Annotated in this window: 7 protein-coding genes; 3 read left to right on the forward strand and 4 right to left on the reverse strand. The window is 43.8% G+C overall.

The genetic code is table 11. The features are described from left to right. Positions 1 to 9: 9 nt before the first annotated feature. Entirely contained in the window at positions 10 to 1044 is a 1035-nt protein-coding gene (locus tag QUB14_RS19625; protein ID WP_333218662.1) for an o-succinylbenzoate synthase, read from the forward strand. 83 nt (positions 1045 to 1127) lie between these two features. Next, a complete protein-coding gene (locus QUB14_RS19630; protein WP_333218663.1) occupies positions 1128 to 2546 on the forward strand; it encodes a 2-succinylbenzoate--CoA ligase in 1419 nt (472 codons plus the stop codon). Between the two features lie 115 nt (positions 2547 to 2661). Here the strand turns inward: QUB14_RS19630 and QUB14_RS19635 are convergent, their stop codons facing one another. The 4 genes from QUB14_RS19635 to QUB14_RS19650 all read right to left on the reverse strand — a co-directional run bounded on the left by QUB14_RS19635 (position 2662) and on the right by QUB14_RS19650 (position 6277). Further along, complete coding sequence (locus QUB14_RS19635) at positions 2662 to 3633, reverse strand: putative 2-dehydropantoate 2-reductase (protein WP_333218664.1); 972 nt, start codon at positions 3631 to 3633, stop codon at positions 2662 to 2664. A 76-nt stretch (positions 3634 to 3709) separates the two neighbouring features. Next, positions 3710 to 4135 (reverse strand): thioesterase family protein, encoded by a 426-nt coding sequence (locus QUB14_RS19640; protein ID WP_333218668.1) that lies wholly within the window; start codon positions 4133 to 4135, stop codon positions 3710 to 3712. A gap of 152 nt (positions 4136 to 4287) precedes the next feature. Further along, positions 4288 to 4734, reverse strand: coding sequence for a tellurite resistance TerB family protein (locus QUB14_RS19645; protein ID WP_190739853.1), 447 nt, complete (start codon positions 4732 to 4734; stop codon positions 4288 to 4290). 238 nt (positions 4735 to 4972) lie between these two features. Further along, positions 4973 to 6277, reverse strand: coding sequence for an ATP-binding protein (locus tag QUB14_RS19650; RefSeq protein ID WP_333218665.1), 1305 nt, complete (start codon positions 6275 to 6277; stop codon positions 4973 to 4975). A 126-nt stretch (positions 6278 to 6403) separates the two neighbouring features. Between QUB14_RS19650 and QUB14_RS19655 the strand changes: the two genes are divergently transcribed. Then, positions 6404 to 6727, forward strand: a complete 324-nt coding sequence (locus QUB14_RS19655; RefSeq protein WP_190735279.1) for a TMEM14 family protein — start codon at positions 6404 to 6406, stop codon at positions 6725 to 6727. The last annotated feature ends 351 nt before the right edge of the window (positions 6728 to 7078 follow it).

The raw sequence follows: 7078 nt of genomic DNA on the forward strand, positions 1-7078 counted from the left end.
AAAAAACCAATGCTTTATCAATTCGAGTTTCGCACTTATCAGCGAAAATTTAAGCGTCCACTGCAAACAAGTCACGGCATTTGGGATATTCGATCGGGAATTATCCTGCGACTTGTGGGCGAAAATAATCAAATTGGTTGGGGAGAGATTGCGCCTTTGAGTTGGTTTGGTTCCGAAACTTTTGAGCAAGCTTTAGATTTTTGTAAATCGCTGGCGACTAATATTTCAGAAGAGACGATTTTCTCTATTTCTGCTGAATTGCCTGCTTGTCAATTTGGATTTGAGTCAGCACTATCAAACGAGCAAAATTCACCCCCCCCAGCCCCCCCTTGCCAAGGGGGGGAGAAAAGCGAAAATTTAACTTACCTTTCCCAAAATGGGGAGAAAATGCAAAATCGGTTCAGCGGTTTATTGCCAGCAGGTGAAACAGCTTTGCAGGCTTTGCAAGTTCTTTGGTTGGAGGGATATCGCACGTTTAAATGGAAAATTGGTGTTGCTGCAATTAAGGAAGAATTAAAGATTTTTCAGCAGCTAATCCAAGCAATGCACAATTTGTGCGATCGAGAATCGGCATTTTTGCGGTTAGATGCCAACGGGGGACTCAGTTACTCGGAGGCTAAAACATGGCTGCAAGCTTGCGACAAGGTAAAAGCAAGTGACGTTTCTGCAGACATTGAATTTTTGGAACAGCCGCTGCCCGTAACACAGTTTCAGGAAATGGTAGAATTAAATGCTATTTATGCAACTCGGATCGCCCTTGATGAATCTGCAGCCAACCTCGATCGCATTCAAGAGTGCTACAGCCAAGGTTGGCGGGGTATTTTCGTCATTAAACCTGCGATATGCGGTTCTCCATCCCAACTGCGAAAATTTTGTCAAACTCACAATATAGACGCTGTTTTCTCATCAGTATTTGAAACAGAAATCGGCAAACAAGCAGCATTAAACTTAGCAACACAATTGTCTTTAAATAAGAGAGCACTCGGCTTCGGCACCGATTGCTGGTTCGATGACAATCATTCGATTTTAGATTTTAGATTTTAGATTTTAGATTTTAGATGACTCCCACGACTAAATCAAGCGGGTTAGGTAATTGTTTTGAATCCAAAAACTTGGTGAAAGCATCTATGGCAACAAATCTCACAGTAAATATTCTGGATATCAAGTCTGGCTTGCCCGATAACTGGCTTATCGGTTGTGACAGTCGCGAATTTGCCCGAATTGTCGATCGGGTATTTCTTGAAATCACCCAAAATTCCGCACAAAAAACACCCCCAAAAATTTGCCTCGCCGAACCAGAACCCGTGCAATTTCTTGCCAGTTTCACCGCCGCCCGCGCCGCCAAAGGCCCCATTTTTCTCTGCAATCCCAACTGGGTAAAACCCGAATGGGAACAAGTCTTTGATTTAGTCCAACCAGACATATTTTTAGGACAATATCCGCTTCCCAAAAATCCCCATATCCCAGTCCGCGAAGGCGGACTTCGTTTGTATAGCCGCGAATTCCATTCGTCGGGTAAAAGCGGTTTTGATACGATCATGATTCCCACCGGCGGTTCGTCGGGAAAAATTCGTTTTGCCATCCATACTTGGGAAACGCTAACAGCATCAGTACAAGGTTTTCAACAATATTTTCAAGTTGACCAAATCAACTCATTTTGCGTTTTGCCCTTATATCATGTCAGCGGTTTAATGCAATTCATGCGTTCCTTTACTACCGGAGGAAAACTCGCTATTCAGCCATTTAAAGAATTAGAAAGTGGTAAAAAAAGCGACATAGAACCAGAAGAATTTTTCATTTCTTTAGTTCCAACTCAACTGCAACGGCTGCTGCAAAATCCAGATACAGCTAATTGGCTGGGACGGTTTCGGGCCGTACTTTTGGGCGGTGCTCCCGCGTGGCCGGAACTTTTAGAAACAGCTAGAAACTATCAAATCAAATTAGCGCCCAGTTATGGCATGACCGAAACTGCCTCGCAAATTGCTACACTAAAACCCCAGGATTTTCTCGCTGGCAATAACAGTTCCGGTAAAATTTTACCGCACGCTAAAATAACTATTCGCAGTGCCAAGGGCGATATTTTGTGCGATAATCAAATCGGAAATATTGTGGTAAATGCTAAATCTTTGGCGTTGGGTTATTATCCTAAAAATTTTGGCGATAGCGAATATTTTCAATTAGACGATTTGGGATTTTTTGATAAAAATAACTACTTAAATATCGTCGGACGCAGCAGCGACAAAATTATCACAGGCGGAGAAAATGTATTCCCGGCGGAAGTTGAAGCCGTTGTGCGATCGACTAATTTAGTTGCGGATATTGCTGTAATTGGCTTGCCAGACAAAGATTGGGGTCAAGTCGTTACGGCTATCTACGTTCCCGCTAATTCCGAAGTTACTGTCAAAAATCTGCAAGCGGCACTAGAAGATAAGTTGAGCAAGTTTAAGCGACCGAAATATTGGGTAATCGTCGAACAATTGCCGCGCAATTCTCAAGGCAAAGTCAATCGAGAAAAATTGCAAGAAATTGCGCTCAAATATCAATAATTATTAGGCGATCGCAATCAATGCAGAAGGCAGAATTTCTCATGCTTATTTCCGCCTCCTGACAACAGTCAACAGTCAACAGTCAACAGTCAACAGTCAACAGTCAACTGACTAATTACGACAAACCTAACAGCCTTCTCGTCTTCTCTGCTTCTTGTCTTTGAACATCCACAAACTTCAACATTCGGTAAACTACCTCTATTTGGGGCAACTTAATACCTGCTTGCTGCGCCACCCGTATCGGATTACCAAAAATCGCCTCAACTTCCAGGGGCCGCGATTCATCATAATCGATTTTCATGCTCGTGCGGTAAGGCTTCATTTTCTGAGTGTATTCGAGCATCTGTGGGATAAAGTCATCGGGAATAATGCGATCGCAACTTTTGGCGCCCGCTATCACTTCCCGCATCATTTCCTTGACTAAAATCAGAGTATCGGGATTAGCCATCAGTTCATCTGTTCTCGCATCCAACACTACAGACAGCCCGTTATAAGGAATATTCCAAACCAGCTTTTTCCACCTTGAGAATAGCAAATCTTCGCTCATTTTAATAGGAATATGAGCACGTTTAAAATCCTTAGCAATTTGGTGCAATCTATCAGTAATACCAATTGCTTTGTAGTCTTGGGCATATTCTCCCAGCGTGATAGTGCCGTAATCTAGGTGGCAGATGTGACCGGGCCCAACTTTATAAGAGCAGAGAAAACACAGCCCGCCAACCACTCGTTCTGCACCAACAATTTTAGCTACTTCCGGTTCGACATTCAATCCGTTTTGCAATACTAAAACCGTCCCGTTATCCTTTAATAAAGGAGGCAAAATTTGGGGCAAAAAGTGATTTTGAGTTGTTTTCAGCGCTACAATTACTACGTCGCACTTAGGCATTTTATGCGTGTTGTGGTAGGCGCGGACGTGGGGGAGGGTGAAGTCGCCTTCGGGAGACTCGACAATCAAACCGTGTTTTCTGACCTGATCGTAATCGCTGCGTAGCAAAAAATTGACTTCTAAACCTGCTTGTTGCAGTCTAGCACCGTAGAATCCGCCTAAAGCTCCCGTCCCCACAATGGCATAATTGCGATTTGACATAATATCAAAAAGTCAGAAATAATATCAACAAAACAGAAATTTGACTGTCATACCCTGCTATTATTTAAAGATAGAACTAATTTGAAATCTCAATCTCAAATTTCCTCATCCACTGCATCAAGTCTTCTGATAGCTGTTTTCGATCTCGGCTAACTGCATCAATGCAGACGTGCTTAGTAAGAGCTTTAGCAGCGCTTCTTCCTGCAACTTCCCCCGAAAATACTTGATAGGCAATTTCAAATTCATCGCCAGTAACTTGTTTCGGCATCAATTGAATCATCAGCCGATCGCCCGCAAACATTGGGCGATAAAAATCTACACTAGCATGAATTATGGGAAAGGCAACCTGGGGATTGCTGAAAAATGCTTTGAGATTGATTCCCGATGCTGCTAGAGATGCCTCGTAAGCTTCGTGGCACATCGCCAAAACGTTAGCAAAGTAAACGACTCCAGCAGCATCGGTATCTTGAAAGCGAACAGTGCGGGTGTAAGTGAAAGGCATTTGAGGTAGTAACGGCGATCGCAAATTCGATCGCAATTTTACCAACCATCATATCGGTAAAGCCGCACTTTTGGAGAAGTTGTCAGCTAAGTAAGTAGGCGCTAATTTTTTATATTGTAAAATTCGCCCTCCTCACTCCTCCCCGTTCTTTCTTAACCTTTGTTCTTAATCAACATCACGTCTATAATCTTGAGGGCAATATCTTCGGAAAGCCCCAATGCACTGTAAAGATCGTTCAAAAGTTGTTCTTCTTCTTCTGAAACCTCGCCATCTGCTAAAGCGATATCAGTTGTGACAGCAAAAACAGTTTCTTTAAGTTCGTCGGGAAGCGTTGCCAAAGCAGCATTAAACAGTACCTCAACTCCTTGCCGTTGCAGAATCATCAGCAGGCGATCGAGCATTTTTCTCATCACGTCATCCGGATAACTGCGGAACAGTTGCATCCGAGATAGCGTCATGCTAATCGCTTTACTTTCGCTGTCATTGATGTAACCGTCGGCTGCTACGGCAATTAGCGCGATCGCCGCAAATGCTTCTGCCGGCCCTAACGTTACGTCCGTTTCTTGACGAGTCTGCGATACTTTATCAAATAAACCCATGATATTTTCCTCATTATTTAGTGGTCGATTTATGGAGTCAGGATGGGTTCTGGCTCTGGAGGTTTCTTTGGGGATTTTGATAATTATATCAAATTGTGTTAGTTATTTATTATCAATAAAATTATGAAAAACTTAAGAATTTTTCTTTCACCCTTTGGCGCTGCAATGGCGGGTGTATTCAGCTCATGAATTCCCTTCCCATATTTCAGGTAAAACCCGCCCTCGCAGCGCAGACGATCTACTTGTGAAAAACGGCTAAATCTGCTTTCAGGAAATCAACAAACTGCCGCGCAGTCCTGCCCGATCGCCCATTGCGGCGAGTTGCCCATTCTTTAGCTCGGTGATCCAAATCCTCGGGAGCGAGTTTGATTCCAGCAAGTTCTGCCAGATGTCGGACAATTGTTAAATAAGTGTTTTGATCCGCCGGCTCAAAAGTTAAAGTCAAGCCAAATCGATCGCTAAAGGAAAGTTTTTCCTGCACAGTATCCCAAGCGTGAACTTCATCTCCGTCGCGGGGGCGAGGCCTGTCGTCAAAAAACTCTCGAATTAAATGCCTGCGGTTAGATGTAGCGTAAACTACCACATTTTGAGAGCGAGCAGTAACATTCCCCTCCAAGACAACTTTCAGAGCTTTAAAAGCATCGTCATCTTCCTCAAAGGAAAGGTCATCCACAAAAATAATAAACTTTTGAGGAACTCCCCGCAACTGCTCGACAATTAGCGGCAAATCTTGCAAATCCGATTTAGATACTTCAATCAAACGCAGATTGCGAGCTCCAAATTCATTTAATAGCGACTTCACCAAAGAAGACTTGCCCGAACCGCGGCTCCCGTACAGCAAGACGTGCAAAGCCGGATAACCTGCCAACAAAAACTCCGTATTTTTCACCAGAGCATCCCGCTGCCAATCGCAGCAAACCAACTCTTTTAAAGTTATGCCATCGGGATGCGAAATATTTGCCAACTCCCCTCCCCGCCACCTAAAAGCGCGATATTCGGCAAACAAACCCGTGCCAAACTGTCGGTAATAAACTGCCAAAGATTCCGCCGCGCTCGACCATTTTTCTAGTTTCCCGTGCAGCGGCAAATCTCCCTGTTCTGCTACAGTTTCTGAATGCCAAATCGGAGGCACTGCGTCAAGTTGACCCGCTACCCGCACCCACTTGCTCAACTGTTCGCTGCTGCATTCGTAAATATTTTGCAGCACTTGTAAATCATGTCGGGCGGCCTCCACCAAAGCGGGGGGCAAACTTGCAAAATCTGTTTGCTGTGCTCGGCGTGAAAAGGGGTTTTCGTCTTTGAGAATTTCGGAAATCAGAGAATCTTTCCAGCTTAAATTTTTAGCAGCCTGAACTTTGAACCAGTTCCCGTAAGCTACCTGACATTCCAAACCGCTGACTTCGCTGTGGTGAAGGGCTTGCAGCAAATCGAGAAAAGCTTGACCTGCGGGGCTTTTGAGAACTGATTGATACAGCAGCAGGGATGCCGCTTGGCGCTGGAGGTAACGGATTTGGGCGATCGCAGCAGAAGTTAGGGCTGACATAATGGCAATTGTATAACAGTTACATATCCTGACTGGCTTTAATAAATTTTCTAACAATTCGTGACACTAATTGCAGGCCACGCTGTATAAATTTAGATGCAAAGAGTGAAATCGGGAGGATTAAAAATGAATTTAGGTACAGCAGCGGCGATCGGCTACGGCATTTTAACACTGGTTGGCGGCATCATGGGTTATATCAAGGCCAAAAGCCAAGCTTCGCTCATTTCGGGCTTGATTAGCGGTTCGCTGCTAATTTTTGCCGGCACCGCACAACTCATGGGACAAAGTTGGGGTTTAACATTAGCAGCAGCCATCTCCGCTGTTTTAGTAATAGTATTTATTGTGCGCCTTGTTAAAACTCAAAAATTCATGCCGGCAGGAATGCTAATTTTAGCTAGCTTAGCGTCTTTGGGCGCGATCGTTTACGAAATCAGCGGTCAATATCAATAGTCATTCGATTTTAGATTTTAGATTTTAGATTTTAGATTAACTCCCCAGCCTTGAGTGGGAGGTTGAACTAAAGTCTAATTTTTTATTTTCATGACGTAATTACGGGGCTTGTATCTATTTTTAGCAAGACTTACGCAAAAAGTGGTTTAACGCGCGAATTATAGCGCTAAGGTGCGGTGTGCATGGAGCCGTAAATAATTAATTAGGTTCGGCGTAAGTCCTGTTTGCGTGAATTCAGCAGTTAGGAGTCAGTAATTAGTAGTTAAAACACTAATTAGGGCTTGCTGAATAATCGAGTGCATATTGCGTCGCGAAAGGTTTCGAGCGCGCGAGCGAGAATAAAGTGCAAGA

Source organism: Microcoleus sp. B3-D2 (assembly GCF_036705345.1).
Lineage (GTDB): Bacteria > Cyanobacteriota > Cyanobacteriia > Cyanobacteriales > Microcoleaceae > Microcoleus.

Bases quoted from the DNA above. Each gene is read 5' to 3' on its own strand.
- QUB14_RS19645 (WP_190739853.1), bottom strand. From the start codon at position 4,734: ATGGGTTTATTTGATAAAGTATCGCAGACTCGTCAAGAAACGGACGTA.
- QUB14_RS19655 (WP_190735279.1), top strand. From the start codon at position 6,404: ATGAATTTAGGTACAGCAGCGGCGATCGGCTACGGCATTTTAACACTG.
- QUB14_RS19635 (WP_333218664.1), bottom strand. From the start codon at position 3,633: ATGTCAAATCGCAATTATGCCATTGTGGGGACGGGAGCTTTAGGCGGA.
- QUB14_RS19625 (WP_333218662.1), top strand. From the start codon at position 10: ATGCTTTATCAATTCGAGTTTCGCACTTATCAGCGAAAATTTAAGCGT.
- QUB14_RS19650 (WP_333218665.1), bottom strand. From the start codon at position 6,277: ATGTCAGCCCTAACTTCTGCTGCGATCGCCCAAATCCGTTACCTCCAG.
- QUB14_RS19640 (WP_333218668.1), bottom strand. From the start codon at position 4,135: ATGCCTTTCACTTACACCCGCACTGTTCGCTTTCAAGATACCGATGCT.
- QUB14_RS19630 (WP_333218663.1), top strand. From the start codon at position 1,128: ATGGCAACAAATCTCACAGTAAATATTCTGGATATCAAGTCTGGCTTG.